Source organism: uncultured Pseudokineococcus sp. (assembly GCF_947495735.1).
Lineage (GTDB): Bacteria > Actinomycetota > Actinomycetes > Actinomycetales > Quadrisphaeraceae > Pseudokineococcus.
Genome location: NZ_CANMAA010000006.1, coordinates 37455 through 54983, shown reverse-complemented (window position 1 = coordinate 54983; position 17529 = coordinate 37455). Strand labels below are relative to the sequence as shown.

Genomic DNA, 17529 nt, shown 5'->3' with positions numbered 1-17529 from the left:
GCGGCTCGCCGCGCCTCACGGACGCCGTCGGGCAGGACCACCGCCAGGTCCTGCGCCACCGGGGCGCGGGGCCGGTGTCAGCCGTCGACGCCCAAGAGCGCACCGACGTCGGCCCACCGCTGCCCCACGCCGCGCAGGACGGCGGTGCGGTGCTCGTCGACCTCACCGGCGTCGGCGGGCGCGGGGCTCGCGAGCGAGGACGGGTCGCCGTCCTCGCGGTGCAGGTCCACCTCGAGGCGGTCGCCGGCGAGCTGCTCGACGAGCCCGCGGCCCCACTCGACGACCACGACGGAGGAGCCGGCGTCGGCGTCCAGGTCGAGGTCGTCGAGCTCGAGCGCGCCCTGCAGGCGGTAGGCGTCGGCGTGCACCAGCGCGGGGCCGCCGACCAGCGAGGGGTGCACGCGCGCGATGACGAACGTCGGGGACGTGATCGGGCCGCGCACGCCCATCCCCTCCCCCAGGCCCTTCACGAGCGTGGTCTTCCCGGCGCCGAGGTCCCCGGACAGGACGAGGAGGTCGCCGCCGCGCAGCAGGCGTCCGAGCCGGCGCCCGAGGTCGTCCATCGCTGCCGCAGAGGGGATCTCGAGCACGAGCTCGCCCCGGTCGCTCACCCCGCGCCCCCCTCGGGGAGGGCGTCCTGCGCGGTCTCGGCGACCGCCTGCGCACGGTCGTGCTCGACCACGCGGGCGGCGCGCGCGAGGAGGTGCTCGACGGCGTCCTGCACGACCTCGGGGTGCTCCAGCGGCACCAGGTGCCCGCCGTCGCGGACGAGCACGTACTCGGCCGTCGGCAGCCGCCGCAGGATGTCCTCGCTGTAGGAGGGCGGCGTCAGCAGGTCGCCGTCGCCGACGAGCACGAGCACCTCCCCGCCGGACAGGGCCTCGAGCGCCTCGGCCTTGTCGTGCAGGGCGAAGGCCGGGAAGAAGTCGTCGATGACCGCCACGCTCGTGCCGGCGATCATGTGCGCGGTGAAGTCGACGAGGTCCTGGGGCACCGGGGAGGCGTAGGACCAGTGCCGCACCAGCACCGACTCCAGGTCGCCGCCGAGCGCGCGGGTGCGCTCCACCAGGGCCGCCTGCCGGCTCAGCAGGCCGAGCGCGGTGGGGGCGAACCGGTGCAGGAGCGGCGCCAGGGCCGCGAGGCCGAAGTCGTTGGTGTCCATGCCGCCGGCGCTGGTGGCGATCAGCGCCGTCCCGACGACGCGCTCGGCGACGAGGTCGGGGCGCCGCGACGCCAGCGCCATGACGGCCATGCCGCCCATCGAGTGCCCGAGCAGGACGAGGGGACCCTCCGGGCAGGTCGCCGCGATGACGTCCTCGAGGTCCTCGCCGACCTGGTCGATCGTCGCCGACCCCTTCGGCCCGCGCTCGGAGCGGCCGTGGCCCCGCTGGTCCCACAGCACCAGGCGGTAGCGGCCGCGCAGGGCGAGGCGCTGGACGTGCCAGAAGTCGAGGTTCAGCCCGTAGCCGTGGCTGAGGACGACCGTCGGGCGGCGCTCGGCCTCCGCGGCGGCGCGCTCGGCCTCGGGCAGGTCGTCCACCTCCACGTGCAGCTCGGTGCCGTCCCCGGCGCGGACGACCACCCGCCGGCCCGACAGCGAGCCCAGCGGCACCTCGCGCCGGGGCGGGCGCCGGCCGGGCAGCAGGGGGCGGCCGACGGCGAGCCGCTCGGCACCCAGCCCGAGGAGGGCCCCCGCGCCCGCGGCCGCGAGGCCCGCGCCGAGGTGGAGCAGGCGCAGGTTGTCCCCGCTCGTCACCGCACGCCTCCGGCTCCGCGGGAGGGGGCGGGGACGGGGGACGGTCGCCGGGCGGGCGCGAGGCCGTGCTGCTCGGCGACGGCGCCGACGTGGACGCGGGGCACCCGCGCCCCGATGCGGGTGACGACCTCGTAGGCGATGGTCCCGGCGGCGTCCGCCCAGTCCTGGGCGGTGGGACCGCCGTCCGCGCCCGACCCGAAGACCTCGACCTCGTCCCCGGCGCGGGCGGCGCGGGCGGCCTCGTCGTCGCCGAGGTCGAGCACGACCTGGTCCATGCACACCCGCCCGGCGACGGCGTACCGCCGCCCCGCGAGCGCCACGGGGCCGCGGCCGCTGGCGTGCCGCGGCAGCCCGTCGCCGTACCCCAGCGGGACCAGCGCGAGACGGGTGCGGGCGCCGGTGACGTGGGAGTGGCCGTAGGAGACGCCCTCCCCGGCGCCGACCTCCTTGACCAGCGCCAGGCGAGCCCGCAGCGACATGGCCGGGACCAGCCCGACGTCGGCGGCCGAGAAGCGCTGCGGCGCGGGCGAGACGCCGTAGACGGCCACGCCGGGGCGCACGAGGTCGAGGTGGGCGGCCGGGTGGGCCAGCACCCCCGAGGACGCCGCGAGGTGCCGCAGCGAGGGGCGGACGCCGCAGCGCGCCGCCACCTCGACGGCGTCGGAGAGGCGCTCGACCTGCCGCAGCGTCAGGTCGTCGGAGGCCTCGTCGTCGGCCGAGGCCAGGTGCGACCACACGGCCACGACCTCGACCGCGCCCTCGGCCTGCGCCGCGGCGGCGGCGCGCACGAGCGCGGGCCAGTCGTCCGCCGTGGCGCCGCCGCGCGACAGCCCCGTGTCGACCTTGAGGTGGACGCGGGCGGTGCGCCCGCTGCGGCGCGCGGCGTCCGCGAGCGCCTCGAGGGCCCAGACCGCCGAGGCGGAGACGTCGACGCCGGCGGCCACGGCGGGGGCCAGGTCCTGCCCGGGCACCACGAGCCAGGCGAGCACCGGGGCGTGGACGCCCGCGGCGCGCAGCTCCAGCGCCTCGGCGAGGTGGGCCACCCCCAGCCAGGTGGCGCCGCCGGCGAGCGCGGCGAGCGCCGCGGGGACCATCCCGTGCCCGTAGCCGTCGGCCTTGACGACGGCCATCACCGCGGCGCCGCCCGCGCGCTCGCGCAGGACGCCGGTGTTGGCGGCCACGGCGTCCAGGTCCACCACCGCCCGGGCGGGGAGGACGCCGCCGGGCACGACGTCGCCGGGGAGGACGTCGCCGGCCGGGGCGGCGTGCGTTCCGGCGGGCTCCACCGCGGGCTCGTTCATCGCCGCCCAGTCTCGCACCGGGCTCCCGGCGGCAGCCACCACGCCCTGCTCCGCCACCTCGGTCGTCTCGGCTCCTGCGGCGCGGCGCCCCCGACGGGCCGCACGTCGCCACCGTGGGACGCCCCGGCCCCGGGGTCGCCGGGGCCGCCGCCGCGGCGCCCCCGGTGGCCGCCCTCCCTGTCCGACGCGGCGCCGGCCCGGTCCCGCCGGCTCCCCGACGCGGTGCGCCGCCGCCCCGTGCGCCCTTCGCCGGTCCCGGCGCGTCAGGCCCGGGGGACGTCCTCGAGCAGCGCCGTGACGACCTCGGGCAGCGCGTGCAGGACGGCCTCGGCGTGCAGCGGGCCGCCTCCGGAGGCGGCGTGCGCGGCGAGGCCGTGCACGGCCGCCCCGAGCGAGCCGGCGTCCCGCGCGGCGAGGCCGAGGGCGGCCAGCGCGCCGACGACCCCCGCGAGGACGTCGCCGCTGCCCGCCGTCGCCAGCCACGGCGTCCCGTCCGCCTGCGCCCGCACCGGCAGGCGAGACCCGTCGGTCCCCGGGGCGACGACGAGCGTCGTCGACCCCTTCAGGAGGACCACGACGCCCGAGAGGTCGGCGGCGCGCTGGGCTAGCTCGAGCGGGCGGGCGACCACGTCCTCGCGGTCGCACTCGTGCCCCAGCAGGCCGAGGAAGCGGACCAGCTCCCCGGCGTGCGGGACGACGAGCGTGCTGCCCGTGCCCCGCTCCCCCTCGTCGAGGGCGGTCACGAGCGCCGGGAGCGCCCCCGCGTCCACGACGCACGGCACGTCCTGGGCGAGAGCCTCGCGCACGTGCTCCCCCTGGCCCTCGTCGTCGGGGTCGACGCCGGGGCCCAGCAGCCACGCCTGCACCCGGCCGGGGCCGGGCACGACCTCCGGCCAGCGGGCGCGCACGAGGTCGGTCGGCGGCACCGGACCGAGGTAGCGGACCATCCCCGCCCCGGCGCGCACGGCGGCGCCGGTGGAGAGCACCGCCGCCCCCGTGTACGTGGCCCCGCCGGCGACCACGCCGAGGACGCCGCGGGAGTACTTGTCGCTCTCGCCGTGCGGGCGCGGCCATCGGGCCGCGAGCTCGGCGGCGCCGAGGCGCTCGACGACGGGGTCGCCGAGGTCGTCCTCCGCCAGCCCGATCGGGGCGACCACGACGCGACCCGCGAGCGCCGACGCCGGCGGCAGCAGCAGGCAGGGCTTGGCGGTGCCGAAGGTGACGGTCACGTCGGCGCGGACGGCCGAGGCCCCGCCCGGCTCCGCGGGCGGCGGCACGGCGCCCGTCGTGACGTCGACGCCGCTGGGCACGTCCACCGCGACCACGCGGGCCCGGGCCCTGGCCGCGGCGCCCGCGAGCGCGGCGGCGTCCCCGGCCAGCCCGGGACGTCCCCCGACGCCGAGCAGCCCGTCGACGACCACGTCCGCCCCGGCGACGGCGGCCCGTCCCCGCGCGCCCGCGCCGTCCTCGAGCACGCGGCCGCCGGCGGCGCGCAGCGCCACCAGCCCCGGCCCGTGCGCCCGGCCCGCGGCCAGCAGGGCGGTGACCGCCGCGCCGCGCCGCGCCAGCAGCGCCCCGGCGTGCAGGGCGTCGCCCCCGTTGGTGCCCGAGCCGACCAGGAGCACCAGCCGGGCGCCGTAGACGCTGCCCGCGACGTCGCGCAGCTGGCCGCCGACGACGCGGGCCAGGGCCGCGCTGGCCCGTCCGACGAGCGTCGCCAGCCCCTCGGGCAGGTCGGCGGCGGCGGACTCCTCGGCGGCGCGGACGGCGTCGACGGCGTGGGCGCTGGTCACGCGGGGCTCCTCGGGCTCGGGGCGGGCGGGGTCGGGACGGGCGGGTCAGCTCGGGCCGGTCAGCCCGAGCCGGTCAGGACGGGTGCGTCGGGTCGGGGTGCGGGCGGCCCGGAGCAGCGGGCGGCGCACCGGGGACGGGCGGCGCCGGACGCGACGGCGGTCCGGGGGCGGGGGCGGCCGGCGGGAGAGCGGTGGCCGGGGCGCGCTCGGCGACGACGAACGCCGTGGCGATGCCGGCGTCGTGGCTGAGCGAGAGGTGCACCGCCCCGACGCCCAGCTCGGCGGCGCGCAGCGCCACGCCTCCCCGCAGCTCCAGCCAGGGGGCGCCGTGGTCGCCCCGGCGCACGCGGGCGTCGCGCCAGCGCAGCCCCGGCGGGGCACCGAGCGCCTTGGCGAGGGCCTCCTTGGCGGCGAAGCGCGCCGCCAGCGAGCGCACCGGCAGGTCGGCCTCGTCGGGGTCGAAGAGCCGCGCGCGCAGGGCGCCCCCGCGCGCCAGCACCGCGGCGAACCGCTCGATCCCCACCACGTCGACGCCCACGCCGACGACGCCTCCCCCGGCTCCGGGGCCGACCGGACCACCGCCGGGCGCGGGAGGCGTCACGGCCGGCTCACTCGACCGTGACGGACTTGGCGAGGTTGCGCGGCTGGTCGACGTCGAGCCCCTTGGCCGTGGCGAGCTCGGCGGCGAAGACCTGCAGCGGGACGACGGTCAGCAGCGGCATCAGCAGCGGCGGGCACGCCGGCACCCGGATGACCTCCTCCGCGTAGGGCGCCACGCCCTCGTCGCCCTCCTCGGCGATGACGAGGGTGCGGGCGCCGCGGGCGCGGATCTCCTGGATGTTGGAGACGACCTTGCCGTGCAGGCCGTGCGGGCTGCTCGGCGGCGGGACGACGACGAAGACGGGCTGCCCGGCGTCGATGAGCGCGATCGGCCCGTGCTTGAGCTCGCCGGCGGCGAAGCCCTCGGCGTGGATGTAGGCGAGCTCCTTGAGCTTCAGCGCGCCCTCGAGCGCCACGGGGTAGCCCACGTGCCGGCCGAGGAACAGCACGGAGCGGGAGTCGGCCATGAAGCGGGCGATCTCGCGCACGCGCTCCAGGCCGTCGAGGACCGTCTGGATCTTCTCCGGCATGGCGTGCAGCTCGTCGAGGACGTCCTTGACCAGGGCCGCCGAGGCCGTCCCCTTGAGCGACCCGAGGTAGAGCCCCAGCAGGTAGCACGCGGTGATCTGGGCCAGGAACGCCTTGGTCGACGCGACGGCGACCTCGGGGCCGGCGTGGGTGTACAGCACGGCGTCGGACTCGCGGGGGATCGTCGCGCCGTTGGTGTTGCAGATGGAGACCGTGCGGGCGCCGAGCTCACGGGCGTGGCGCACGGCCATCAGCGTGTCCATCGTCTCCCCGGACTGGGAGATCGAGACCACCAGCGTGCGGGCGTCGACCACGGGGTCGCGGTAGCGGAACTCGTGCGCGTACTCGACCTCGACGGGGATCCGGCACCAGTGCTCGATCGCGTACTTGGCCACCTGGCCGGCGTAGGACGACGTGCCGCAGGAGATCACGACGACCTTGTCGACCGCGGCGAGCTCGTCGGTGGAGATGCGCACCTCGTCGAGCACCAGGCGGCCCTCGGCGTCGCTGCGACCCAGGAGGGTGTCGGCGACCGCGCGCGGCTGCTCGTCGATCTCCTTGGCCATGAACGAGGGGTAGCCGCCCTTCTCCGCGGCCTCGACGTCCCAGTCGACGTGGAAGGGCGAGCCCTCGACGGGCTCGCCGTCGAAGGTCGTGATGGAGGCGCCGTCCGCCGTGATGGTCACGACCTCGTCCTGGCCGAGGGCCAGGGCCGAGCGGGTCCGGGAGATGAAGGCCGCCACGTCCGAGCCGAGGAAGGTCTCGCCGTCGCCGAGGCCCACGACGAGCGGCGAGCTCCGCCGCGCGCCCACGACCGTGCTCGGGTCGCCCGCCCGCACGGCCAGGAGCGTGAAGGCCCCCTCGAGGAGGCGGCACGTGCGGCGCATCGCCTCGGTCAGCCCGGCGCCGCCCGTCAGCCCCTCGGCGCGCACGGCGACGAGCTGGCCGGCGAGGACGTGCGCGGCCGCCTCGGTGTCGGTCTCCGAGGCCAGCTCGACGCCGTCCGCCTCGAGCTCGGCGCGCAGGGCGGCGAAGTTCTCGATGATGCCGTTGTGGATGACGGCGACCTCGTCCTCGCCGGCGCCCGCGAGGTGGGGGTGGGCGTTGGCGTCGGTCGGCCCGCCGTGGGTCGCCCAGCGGGTGTGCCCGATGCCGGTGGACGCCTCCTGCATCGGAGCCGCGTCGAGCAGGGCCCGCAGGTTGGCGAGCTTGCCCGCCTTCTTGCGCGTCGCCAGCCCGTCGGCGCCCACGAGGGCGACGCCCGCGGAGTCGTAGCCCCGGTACTCCAGGCGGGCGAGGCCGTCGACGACGACCTCCAGCGCCTTCCCGGTGCCCGCTGACCCGACGTACCCCACGATCCCGCACATGGGCGCCAGCGTAGGTGCGCCGCGTCCGGCCCCCGCTCCGCGACGCACCCGCGGGCGACCCGCGGGCGCCTGGCACCATCGACGCCCGTGGCCGCCGACTCCTCCCCGTACGTCGAGCTCGACCGGGACGCCTGGAGCGCCCTCGCGCCCGCGACCCCGCTGCAGCTGGCGGAGGAGGACCTGGAGAGCCTGGCCGGCCTGGGCGAGCCGATCGACCTCGCCGAGGTCCAGGAGGTCTACCTGCCGCTCTCGCGCCTCGTCGAGCTCTACGTCGAGGCCGCCCGAGCGCTGCACGCGGCGCGCGCGGCCTTCCTCGGCGAGCGGACGGCGCCCACGCCCTTCGTCGTCGGCGTGGCGGGGTCGGTGGCCGTGGGCAAGTCCACGACGGCCCGCGTGCTGCGCGAGCTGCTCGCGCGCTGGCCCAGCACGCCCCGCGTCGAGCTCGTGACCACCGACGGCTTCCTGCACCCCAACGCCGAGCTCGAGCGCCGGGGACTGCTCCAGCGCAAGGGGTTCCCCGAGTCCTACGACCGGCGCGCGCTGCTGCGCTTCGTCCAGGCGGTCAAGTCCGGGGCCGAGGAGGTCCGCGCCCCGCTCTACAGCCACCTCGTGTACGACATCGTCCCGGGGGCCCAGGTCGTCGTCCGGCGGCCCGACGTCCTGCTCGTCGAGGGGCTCAACGTCCTGCAGCCCGCCCGCCCCCGCGCCGACGGGCGCCAGGGGCTCGCCGTCGGCGACTTCTTCGACTTCACGATCTACGTCGACGCGCGGACCCCCGACGTCCGCAGCTGGTACGTCGAGCGCTTCCTGCGGCTGCGGGAGACCGCCTTCAGCCGCCCGGAGTCCTACTTCCGCCGGTTCGCGGACCTCACCGACGAGCAGGCGACCGCCCTGGCCCTGGAGATCTGGGGCGCGGTCAACGAGCCGAACCTCGTCGAGAACGTCCAGCCCACCCGCGGGCGCGCGTCCCTCGTGCTCACCAAGGACGCCGACCACACGGTCCGCCGCGTGCGGCTGCGGAAGGTCTGACGCTCAGCCGCGCGCCGCGGCCCGACCGGCCAGCGCCGCGCGCACGTCCGCGACCTCGGCCTGCATCTCGTGCAGGAGCTCGACGGGGCGGAACCCCATGGCCTCGTTGACGGCGATCATCGGGGCGTTGCTGGCGGCGTTGTACGTCCGCACCGCCCGCAGGTCCCCCGCCCACCCCTCGGCCTCCCCGTCGGCGAGCGCCCGCGCGAGGCAGTCGACCTTGAGCAGCAGGCCGAGGCGGTGCCCGCGGTGCTCGGGCAGCACGAGCGTGTCCCACTGGTGCAGGACGCCGGGCTCGTGCTCGCTGCGCACGAGGACGGAGTAGCCCGCCGTCGTCCCGTCGAGGGCGCGGGCCAGGGCGACCCACGTCGTGCGCCGCAGGGCCTGCGAGCGCCCGTGCTCCTCCAGGACCCTGCCGGCGTCGACGTCCTCGGGCTGAAGGACGAGGTCGTCCTGCGGGGCCTCGGAGAGCATCCGCGAGGAGAGCTCCGCCATCGCGGCGGCGTCGCGACGGCTGGGGGTGCCGCGGACCACCCCCCAGCGGTAGCCGGCCGCGAGGGGCGCGGCGCCCGCCCGCAGGCCGGCCAGGAGCCCGGCGTCGGGGGGCAGGGGCAGCTCGCGGCGGACGTCGGCGACGCCGAGCGAGAACCCGGACCGGGCGGCGAACGCGGTGCCCGGCCACCGGGCGACGTCGGCCCCCAGCGGCACGGCCACCTCGGTCAGCAGCCTCGGGCGCCCCTCGGCCTCGGCCAGGTCGCAGACGGCCCGCAGGAGCGCCGTGCCGGTGCCGCGGCGGCGGTGGGGGCCGGGCACGGCCAGGTCCACGAAGACGACGTCGCGGTTGTCCCGCTGCGGCAGGTCCGCGCGGGCGGCGCCGACGACGGCGCCGGACCCCACCGCCGACAAGGCGGCCCCGTGCTCCCACGAGACGGGGTGCGCCAGCTCGGCGCGCGCCTGCGCCGCGGGCCAGGGCGCTGCCGAGGGGAGGTCGTGGTGGCGGCCCGCCTCGAGGGCCGCGTGCCAGGCGCTGAAGCCGCCGGCGAGGAAGGCGGGGTCGTCCGCGGAGCAGGTCGTCACGTGCACGGGGTGCAGGATGGCGCCGACGCCGCCCTGCGACCAGCGAGTTCTCGGCCCACCCGTCCCCGCGCGGCGGTCGGCGCCGTCAGTCCTCGCGCAGCGCCAGGCGGCGGCGGACGACGTCGGCCAGGCGGTCGGCCACGGCCTGGGCGGTCTCGGCGCTCGGCGCCTCGACCATCACGCGCACCAGCGGCTCGGTGCCCGAGGGGCGCAGCAGCACCCGGCCGGTCTCGCCGAGCTCGGCCTCGGCCGCCTCCACCGCGTCGCGCACGCCCGGGTCCGTGCCCGCGGCCGAGCGGTCGACCCCGGGCACGTTCACCAGCACCTGCGGCAGGCGCGGGATGGCCGCGGCGAGCTCGGCGAGCGGACGACCGGTCTGGGCGACGCGGGCGAGCAGGTGCAGCGAGGTCAGGACGCCGTCGCCCGTCGTCGCGTGGTCGAGCAGCAGCAGGTGCCCGGACTGCTCGCCGCCGAGCGCGTAGCCGCCGCGGCGCATCGCCTCGAGCACGTACCGGTCGCCCACGGCGGTGCGCTCGCAGCGGATGCCGGCGCCCTCCATCGCGAGGACGAGGCCGAGGTTGCTCATCACCGTGGTCACGAGGACGTCCCCGCGCAGCTCGCCGCGCTCGTGCAGCGCGAGCGCCAGCACGCCCATGATCTGGTCGCCGTCCACGAGCGCCCCCGTGGCGTCCACCGCGAGGCACCGGTCCGCGTCGCCGTCGTAGGCGACCCCGACGTCCGCGCCGTGCTCGACGACCGCCGCCTGCAGGCCCGCGGGGTGCGTCGACCCCACGCCGTCGTTGATGTTCACCCCGTCGGGCGAGGCGCCGACGACCACGACGTCCGCACCGGCGGAGGCCAGGGCCAGCGGCCCCAGGGCGCTGGCCGCGCCGTGGGCGCAGTCCACGACGACGCGCAGGCCGTCGAGGCGGTGGGGCACCGCCTCGCCGAGGGCGCGCGCCCAGGCGGGCCCCGCCTCGTCGTCGCGACGGACCCGGCCGACGCCGGGGCCGGTGGGGCGGGCCCACGTCTCGCCGACGCGCCGCTCGATCGCGTCCTCGACGTCGTCGGGCAGCTTGTGCCCGCCGCGGGCGAAGAACTTGATGCCGTTGTCGGCCATCGGGTTGTGCGAGGCGGACAGCACCACGCCCAGGTCGGCCCCGGTGGCGGCCACGATCGCCGCGACGGCGGGCGTGGGCACGACGCCGACGTCGTCGACGTCGACCCCGGCGCTCGCCAGACCCGCGGTCACCGCGGCGGCGAGGAACTCCCCCGACGCCCGCGGGTCGCGCCCGACGACAGCGCGCGGCCGGTGCCCGGCGAACGCCCCGATGTCCGCGAGCACGTGCGCCGCCGCCACCGACAGGTCCAGCGCGAGCTCGGCGGTGACGGCGACGTTCGCGACGCCCCGCACCCCGTCGGTGCCGAAGAGCCTGGCCACTGGGTCCTCCGTGTGGTCGCTGGTGGGCCCGCGCCGTGGGCGGCGCGGGAGCGGGCGGCGGGCGGGAGCAGGAGCTCCCGGACGCGGCGAAGCCCCGGGGCGCAGGCCCCGGGGCTTCGGTGCGACGCGTCGCGGTGCCGGGCGGGCCCGGCGCCGGGTCAGCGCTTGGAGTACTGGGGCGCCTTGCGGGCCTTCTTGAGCCCGGCCTTCTTGCGCTCCTTGACCCGCGCGTCGCGGGTCAGGAAGCCGGCCTTCTTCAGCACGGCGCGGTTGGCCTCGACGTCGACCGCGTTGAGCGAGCGGGCGATGCCGAGCCGCAGCGCTCCGGCCTGGCCGGAGGTCCCGCCGCCGTCGATGTTGGCGACGACGTCGAAGCGGCCCTGCAGCTCGGTGACCGTGAACGGGTCGTTGACGAGCTGCTGGTGGACCTTGTTCGGGAAGTAGGTCGCGAGGTCGCGGCCGTTGATCAGGTACTGGCCCGTGCCGGGGAAGATGCGCACGCGCGCCACGGCCTGCTTGCGGCGGCCGGTGGCCATGGACGGGGCCACGATCCCCTGGCCACCGCCGACGGTGGCTGCGGACTCGCTGGTGTAGCTGCTGGGGGCGTCGTCCTCGACGGTGGTGTCGAGGCCGCCGTCCTGGATCTCGGTGCTGTCGGTCTGGACGGTCACGGGTTCTCCTCGGGAGCGGGTTCGGGGGCCGGGCGCGAGGGGACTACTGCGCGACCTGGGTGATCTGGAAGGGCTGCGGCTGCTGGGCGCCGTGCGGGTGCGACGGGCCGGAGTAGACCTTGAGCTTCTTGATCATCGCTCGCCCGAGAGTCGTCTTGGGGAGCATGCCCCGGACCGCCTTCTCGACGGCCTTCTCCGGGTCCTTCTCGAGGAGCTCGGTGTAGGAGGTCGCCTTGAGGCCGCCCGGGTAGCCGGAGTGGCGGTAGGCGATCTTCTGCTCGCGCTTGCTGCCGGTGAGCGCCACCTTGTCGGCGTTGATGATGACCACGAAGTCACCCGTGTCGACGTGCGGGGCGTACACGGTCTTGTGCTTGCCGCGCAGCAGCGAGGCGGCGTGGGTGGCGAGCCGGCCGAGCACGACGTCATTGGCGTCGATGACGAGCCAGCGGCGCTCGACGTCAGCGGGCTTGGGGGAGAACGTGCGCACGGTCGTTGCCTTCGTCCTGTCGGGGTCGTCCACGGCCTGGGTCCGGGCTGCTTCGTCCGGGGCTCGTCGTGCACGCCGCGCGGTGTCTCCACCGCGGTCGTCACCCGACGAGGCGGACGTGGCTGCCGCAGGGCATGGCACGTCCCGGAACTCGCGTCGACTGTACGGAAGGGCGCCGCGCCGGTCAAAGCGGCTCCCGTCCCACCCGGGTCACCGCGCCCGGCGGCCGCCCGGCGCTCAGCGCGCCGGCAGGGGCTCCCAGACCGGCTCGGCCACCTCCACGAGGCGCCCGTCCGCGCCGAGCACGAGGAAGCGGTCGAACCCGCGGGCGAACCAGCGGTCGTGCGTGACCGCGACGACGGTCCCCTCGAAGTCCGCCAGCGCGGACTCCAGCGCCTCCGCCGACTCCAGGTCCAGGTCGTCGGTGGGCTCGTCGAGCAGGAGCAGCGTCGCGCCGGAGAGCTCCAGGAGCAGCACCCGGAAGCGCGCCCGCTGGCCGCCGGAGAGCTCGGCCGCCGTCTGCTCCGCGGCCCCGGCGAGGCCGTAGCGGTCCAGGGCGCGGCTCGCCCCCTCCCGGCCCAGGCCGGCTCGCGCGCCGTCCCCGCGGTGCAGGACCTCCAGCAGCGTCGGCCCCCTCCCCCCGGCCTCGCGTCCGGGGACCTCCGGGCCGCGGTGGCGCTGGGAGAACCAGCCCGGCACCACGCGGGCGCCGAGCCGGGCCGTGCCCGTGTGCGGCACCGGTTCGACCGGGACGTCGGAGGTGGCGGGCGCGTGCTCGGGCCCCGGTTCGGTGCCGCCCGCGGCGAGCAGCCGCAGGAGCGAGGACTTGCCGGACCCGTTCGGCCCCAGCAGCGCCACCCGGTCGCCGAACCAGATCTCGGCGTCGGCGGGGAGCAGCAGGTCCGGGACGGCCAGCTGGTCCAGCACGACGGCGCGCCGCCCGGTGCGCCCGCCGCGCAGGCGCAGGCGCAGCGCCCGCTGCTGGGGCGGCTCGGGCGGGGGGCCCTCCTCCTCGAAGCGGGCCAGGCGGGTGAGGGCCGCCTGGTACCGCGAGGACATGCCGTCGTTGAAGGTGGCCCGCTGCCTCAGGGAGACCACGAGCGCGCGGAGCTGGACGTGCTCCTCGTCCCAGCGGCGCCGCAGCTCCTCGAGCCGCGCCGTGCGCGCCTCCCGGGCGGCGTGCCAGGTGCCGAACCCGGCTCCGTGGACCCAGGCCACGGCTCCACGCGGACCGGGCTCGAGCGCGACCACCGACGACGCCGTCCGGGCGAGCAGCTCGCGGTCGTGGCTGACGAACAGCACCGTCTTCGGCGAGGACGACAGCGCCGCCTCGAGCCAGCGCTTGGCGGGGACGTCGAGGGAGTTGTCCGGCTCGTCGAGCACGAGCACCTCGTCCGGCCCCCGCAGGAGCGCCTCCACGGCCAGCCGCTTGGCCTGGCCGCCCGAGAGCTCGGCGAGGGAGCGCCAGCGGCAGCGCTCGTAGGGGATCCCGAGGGCTGCCCGGGTGAGGGCGTCCCAGGCGACCTCCACCTCGTAGGCCCCGGCCTCCCCCGCGTCCACCAGCGCCTGCGCGTACCGCATCTGGCTCGGCTCGTCGTCGACCTCCATCACCGCCAGCTCGGCGGCGTCCAGCTCGAGCAGCGCGTCGCACAGCCGCGCCGGCGAGGTCTCCACGAGCAGGTCGCGGACGACCCGCTGCTCGCCACCGGGGCCGGGGCCGGCGCGCCCCACGTCCTGGCTCAGGACCGCGAGGCCGCCGGAGCGCGTCACCGCCCCGGCGTCGGGGATCACGCCACCGGCCACGACCCGCAGCAGCGTCGTCTTGCCGACGCCGTTCGGGCCCACGAGCGCGGTGGTGGAGCCCTCACCCACCCGGAAGGAGACCTCGTGCAGGAGCGGCCGCCCGTCGGGCAGCGCGAGGCTCACCCGGTTCAGCTCGACGTGGCCCATGCGCGCGAGTGTCCCAGCGCACGAGTCTCCCGAAGCACGGGCGTCCCCGGGGCGAGAGCCCCGGGGACGCCCGGTGTCGTGCTGCCCCCGTGGCGGGGGGTGGTCGTCGGGCGTCAGGGGGTGGAGAGCCCGGGCGCCTCGTCCGCGTCCACGACGTGCACGGCGGCCTCCTCGGCCCCGGCCGCCCCGCCGGCGATGCCGGCGTCGCGGGCCACCTCGTCCTTCTCGGTGTCCGGCCCGATGCCGCCGGACGGGCTCACGAGCCGGCCCGCGCGCACGTCGCCCACCTGGTCGTCGAGGAGCTCGCCGTCGGTGTCCAGGTCGGCCTCGGTGCCGGGCAGCGGCTCGTCGAGCGCGTCCTCGCTGATGCCGGTCGACATCTCGGCGTCGTGGCGCACGGGTCCCGGGTCCTCGGCCAGCGGGTCCGGGACCGCCATGGCCGGGTCCGGGACCTCCTCGGCGAGGCGCTGGTCGAGGCTCTCGCCCTCGCGCTGCTCCTCGAGCGTCTCGCCGAACCGGCCCATCTCGCGGGGGCGCTCGGGCGGGGAGTACCCCTGGTCGAGCGCCTCGTCCTGCGTCAGGGTGCCGAGGCTGTTCTCGTCGTCGTAGTCGCGGATGTCGGGCTCCACCGCGGCGTCGCCCACCCCGCCGCCGTCGGGCTGGTAGACGTCGTCGCCGACGGCGCTGGAGTCATCAGGTGTCGTGCTCATGGCTCGACCCTGCCATCCGCCGCGCCCGGTCGCGCGCCCGGCGTCCCCCGGTGCACCCGCGCACGGCGCGCCTGGGCGGCCAGCTCCCCGTCGGGCGGGTAGACGACCTCCTCGAGCACCAGGCCGTGCGCGGGGACGACGGCCACGGCCGGGTCGCGCACCCCGGCCGCCAGCACGCGGGCGGGCCAGCCCTCGTCCCGGCGCCCCTCCCCCACGGCCAGGCTCGCGCCCACGAGCGACCGCACCATGTGGTGGCAGAAGGCGTCCGCCTCGACGTCGGCCACGAGCACGCCGTCGTCCCGCCGCGACCAGCCCAGGCGCAGCAGCGTCCGCACCGTGCTCGCGCCCTCGCGCGGGCGGCAGAACGGGAGCCAGTCGTGCTCGCCGAGCAGCGGCGCCACGGCTCGCGCCATCGCCGCCTCGTCGAGGCGCCGCCGCACGACGAGCACCTCGCGCCGCCGCAGGGGGTCCCGCGCCGCGGGGTCGTCGACCACCCGGTAGGCGTAGCGGCGCCGCAGCGCCCCGAAGCGGGCGTCGAAGCCCTCCGGGGCCGGGCGCGCGCCCCGGGCGACGACGTCCTCGGGCAGGGCGCCGGCCAGCCGCCGCAGCAGCGACGCGGCCGGGGCGGGCGCGTCCGCGCGCCCGACCGCTCGGCCGGGCAGCGCCTCCCACGCCGCGACGGGGACGTCCACGTGCACGACCTGGCCGCGGGCGGAGACGCCGGCGTCCGTCCGGCCCGCCACCACCACGCGCGGGGCCGGGACGCGCAGGACCCGCCCCAGCGCCCGGGACAGCTCCCCCTCGACCGTGCGCAGACCCGGCTGCGCCGCCCAGCCCGCGAAGCCCGCCCCGTCGTAGGCCAGGTCGAGGCGCACCCGCAGGAGCCCCTCGCCCGGTCCTCGAGGCGGCCCCGGGAACGGCGAGAGCCCGCCTCCCCCAGCAGGGGTGACGGGCTCTCGCACGCGGTCCTCGGTCAGCTGCGGCTGTCCTTCTCGGCGTCCTCGGACGCCGTGGTGACCTCGTCGGCGGCGTCGGCCGCCGCGTCGGCGTCCTGCGCGTCGGAGGATCCGGGGGCCAGCGCGTCCGCGTCGCCGGCAGCCGTCTCGGCGTCGGCCGTCGCGTCGCCCGCGCCCTCGGTGTCGGCGCGGCCCGCCGCGTCCTCGGCCTGCGCGGCCGAGTCCTCGGCGCTCGCGGCGGAGACCGCCGCGGCGTCGTCGTCCCCGAGCTGCTCGGCCGGCACGTCGGCCGCCTCGGCGGCGCTGGCGCGGGCGGCGTCACGCGACGCGCGACCGGTGGCGGCGCTGGCCTCGCGGACGACGTCCTGGCGCGCCGAGACGGGCTCGGTCACCAGCTCGATGACCACCATGGGGGCGTTGTCGCCCTTGCGGGGGCCGATCTTCGTCGTGCGGGTGTACCCGCCGTCGCGCTGCACCATCTGCGGGGCGATGTCGGTGAAGAGCTCGTGCACGACGGTCTTGTCGCGCACGACCGTCATCACGCGACGCCGCGACGCGAGGTCACCGCGCTTGGCGAACGTGATGAGGCGCTCGGCGAAGGGCCGGAGCCGCTTCGCCTTGGCCTGCGTGGTCGTGATGCTGCGGTGCTCGAACAGCTGCGTGGCCAGGTTGGCCAGGATCAGCCGCTCGTGGTCCGGACCGCCGCCGAGCCGCGGGCCCTTGGTGGGGGTGGGCATGGTGTCTCCTCAGGTGGGCCGTACGGGAAGCTCGTGCGGGTGGTCAGTACTGCTCGTCCTCGGCGAACGACGTGTCGTCGTCCTCCTCCATGGCCTCGAGGGCGGCGCTCGGGTCGAACCCGGGCGGGCTGTCCTTGAGCTGCAGGCCCATGGTGCCGAGCTTGACCTTCACCTCGTCGATGGACTTCGCGCCGAAGTTGCGGATGTCCAGCAGGTCGGCCTCGCTGCGGGCGGTGAGCTCGCCGACCGAGTGGATGCCCTCGCGCTTGAGGCAGTTGTAGCTCCGGACCGTCAGGTCCAGGTCCTCGATCGGCAGCGCCAGGTCGGCGGCCAGCGCGGCGTCGGTCGGCGAGGGGCCCATGTCGATGCCCTCGGCCTCGACGTTGAGCTCGCGGGCCAGGCCGAAGAGCTCGACGAGCGTCTTGCCCGCCGAGGCCATGGCGTCCGCCGGCACGGTGGACGGCTTGGTCTCCACGTCGACCACGAGCCGGTCGAAGTCGGTGCGCTGCTCGACGCGGGTGGCCTCGACCTTGTACGTGACCTTGAGCACCGGCGAGTAGATCGAGTCGACCGGGATGCGGCCGATCTCGGCGTCGCCGGACTTGTTCTGCGCCGCCGAGACGTACCCGCGGCCGCGCTCGACGGTCAGCTCCATCTCGAGCCGGCCGTTCTCGTTCAGCGTGGCGATGTGCAGACCGGTGTCGGCGACCTCGACGCCCGCTGGGGGCGCGATGTCCGCGGCGGTGACCTCGCCCGGGCCCTGCTTGCGCAGGTACATCGTCACCGGCTCGTCGTGCTCGCTGGAGACGACGAGGCTCTTGACGTTGAGGATGATCTCGGTGACGTCCTCCTTGACCCCGGGGATCGTGGAGAACTCGTGCAGCACGCCGTCGATGCGGATGCTCGTGACCGCCGCACCGGGGATCGACGAGAGCAGCGTGCGGCGCAGGGAGTTGCCGAGCGTGTAGCCGAAGCCGGGCTCGAGCGGCTCGATGGTGAACCGCGAGCGGCGGTCGGCGACGCGGTCCTCGGTGAGCGTGGGGCGCTGTGCGATGAGCACGGGGTGTCCTTCCGGGCGCGGGGTCCGCCATATGACCCCAGTGGGGCGCGACCGGCCCGGGCGCGC

15 protein-coding genes and 1 pseudogene are annotated in these 17529 nt (G+C 77.2%); 1 reads left to right on the top strand and 15 read right to left on the bottom strand.

Annotation, left to right across the window (positions count from 1 at the left end):
* Positions 1-77: 77 nt before the first annotated feature.
* The 6 genes and pseudogenes from tsaE to glmS all read right to left on the bottom strand — a co-directional run bounded on the left by tsaE (position 78) and on the right by glmS (position 7345).
* Positions 78-611 carry a tRNA (adenosine(37)-N6)-threonylcarbamoyltransferase complex ATPase subunit type 1 TsaE gene (gene tsaE / locus Q0848_RS10180; RefSeq protein ID WP_299037155.1) on the bottom strand — a complete coding sequence of 178 codons (534 nt, stop codon included), beginning with the start codon at positions 609-611 and terminating at the stop codon, positions 78-80.
* Positions 608-1756, bottom strand: coding sequence for an alpha/beta hydrolase (locus Q0848_RS10175; RefSeq protein ID WP_299037153.1), 1149 nt, complete (start codon positions 1754-1756; stop codon positions 608-610). The genes tsaE and Q0848_RS10175 overlap by 4 nt, the downstream gene beginning before the upstream one ends.
* Positions 1753-3057, bottom strand: a complete 1305-nt coding sequence (alr, locus tag Q0848_RS10170) for an alanine racemase (protein WP_299037152.1) — start codon at positions 3055-3057, stop codon at positions 1753-1755. Before alr ends, Q0848_RS10175 begins: the two co-directional genes overlap by 4 nt.
* Before the next feature lie 263 nt (positions 3058-3320).
* Positions 3321-4850: a bifunctional ADP-dependent NAD(P)H-hydrate dehydratase/NAD(P)H-hydrate epimerase gene (locus Q0848_RS10165; RefSeq protein ID WP_299037150.1), complete on the bottom strand. Its 1530-nt coding sequence runs from the start codon at positions 4848-4850 to the stop codon at positions 3321-3323.
* 202 nt (positions 4851-5052) lie between these two features.
* Positions 5053-5451 (bottom strand): annotated as a pseudogene (locus tag Q0848_RS10160) (holo-ACP synthase); the annotation flags it as partial.
* Positions 5452-5458: 7 nt separating this feature from the next.
* Positions 5459-7345: a glutamine--fructose-6-phosphate transaminase (isomerizing) gene (glmS, locus tag Q0848_RS10155; protein ID WP_299037146.1), complete on the bottom strand. Its 1887-nt coding sequence runs from the start codon at positions 7343-7345 to the stop codon at positions 5459-5461.
* Between the two features lie 87 nt (positions 7346-7432).
* Between glmS and coaA the strand changes: the two genes are divergently transcribed.
* The gene (gene coaA / locus Q0848_RS10150) at positions 7433-8374 is read left to right on the top strand and encodes a type I pantothenate kinase (protein ID WP_299037144.1); all 942 of its coding nucleotides are present in this window, start codon (positions 7433-7435) and stop codon (positions 8372-8374) included.
* Positions 8375-8377: 3 nt separating this feature from the next.
* On the opposite strand, the gene Q0848_RS10145 is transcribed toward coaA, so the two are convergent.
* The 9 genes from Q0848_RS10145 to Q0848_RS10105 all read right to left on the bottom strand — a co-directional run bounded on the left by Q0848_RS10145 (position 8378) and on the right by Q0848_RS10105 (position 17463).
* Positions 8378-9457, bottom strand: coding sequence for a GNAT family N-acetyltransferase (locus Q0848_RS10145; protein WP_299037142.1), 1080 nt, complete (start codon positions 9455-9457; stop codon positions 8378-8380).
* 79 nt (positions 9458-9536) lie between these two features.
* Entirely contained in the window at positions 9537-10892 is a 1356-nt protein-coding gene (gene glmM, locus Q0848_RS10140; RefSeq protein ID WP_299037140.1) for a phosphoglucosamine mutase, read from the bottom strand.
* A gap of 158 nt (positions 10893-11050) precedes the next feature.
* Positions 11051-11536, bottom strand: coding sequence for a 30S ribosomal protein S9 (gene rpsI / locus Q0848_RS10135; protein ID WP_366146529.1), 486 nt, complete (start codon positions 11534-11536; stop codon positions 11051-11053).
* A 70-nt stretch (positions 11537-11606) separates the two neighbouring features.
* On the bottom strand, positions 11607-12050 hold the full coding sequence (rplM, locus tag Q0848_RS10130) for a 50S ribosomal protein L13 (protein WP_299037424.1): 444 nt from the start codon (positions 12048-12050) through the stop codon (positions 11607-11609).
* Between the two features lie 237 nt (positions 12051-12287).
* A complete protein-coding gene (locus Q0848_RS10125) occupies positions 12288-14000 on the bottom strand; it encodes an ATP-binding cassette domain-containing protein (protein WP_299037138.1) in 1713 nt (570 codons plus the stop codon).
* Positions 14001-14113: 113 nt separating this feature from the next.
* Positions 14114-14710 (bottom strand): DUF5709 domain-containing protein, encoded by a 597-nt coding sequence (locus Q0848_RS10120; protein ID WP_299037137.1) that lies wholly within the window; start codon positions 14708-14710, stop codon positions 14114-14116.
* A complete protein-coding gene (locus Q0848_RS10115) occupies positions 14707-15591 on the bottom strand; it encodes a tRNA pseudouridine synthase A (RefSeq protein WP_366146528.1) in 885 nt (294 codons plus the stop codon). The genes Q0848_RS10120 and Q0848_RS10115 overlap by 4 nt, the downstream gene beginning before the upstream one ends.
* Before the next feature lie 92 nt (positions 15592-15683).
* Positions 15684-16403, bottom strand: coding sequence for a 50S ribosomal protein L17 (rplQ, locus tag Q0848_RS10110; protein ID WP_299037134.1), 720 nt, complete (start codon positions 16401-16403; stop codon positions 15684-15686).
* 43 nt (positions 16404-16446) lie between these two features.
* The gene (locus Q0848_RS10105; protein ID WP_299037132.1) at positions 16447-17463 is read right to left on the bottom strand and encodes a DNA-directed RNA polymerase subunit alpha; all 1017 of its coding nucleotides are present in this window, start codon (positions 17461-17463) and stop codon (positions 16447-16449) included.
* Between the last annotated feature and the right edge of the window lie 66 nt (positions 17464-17529).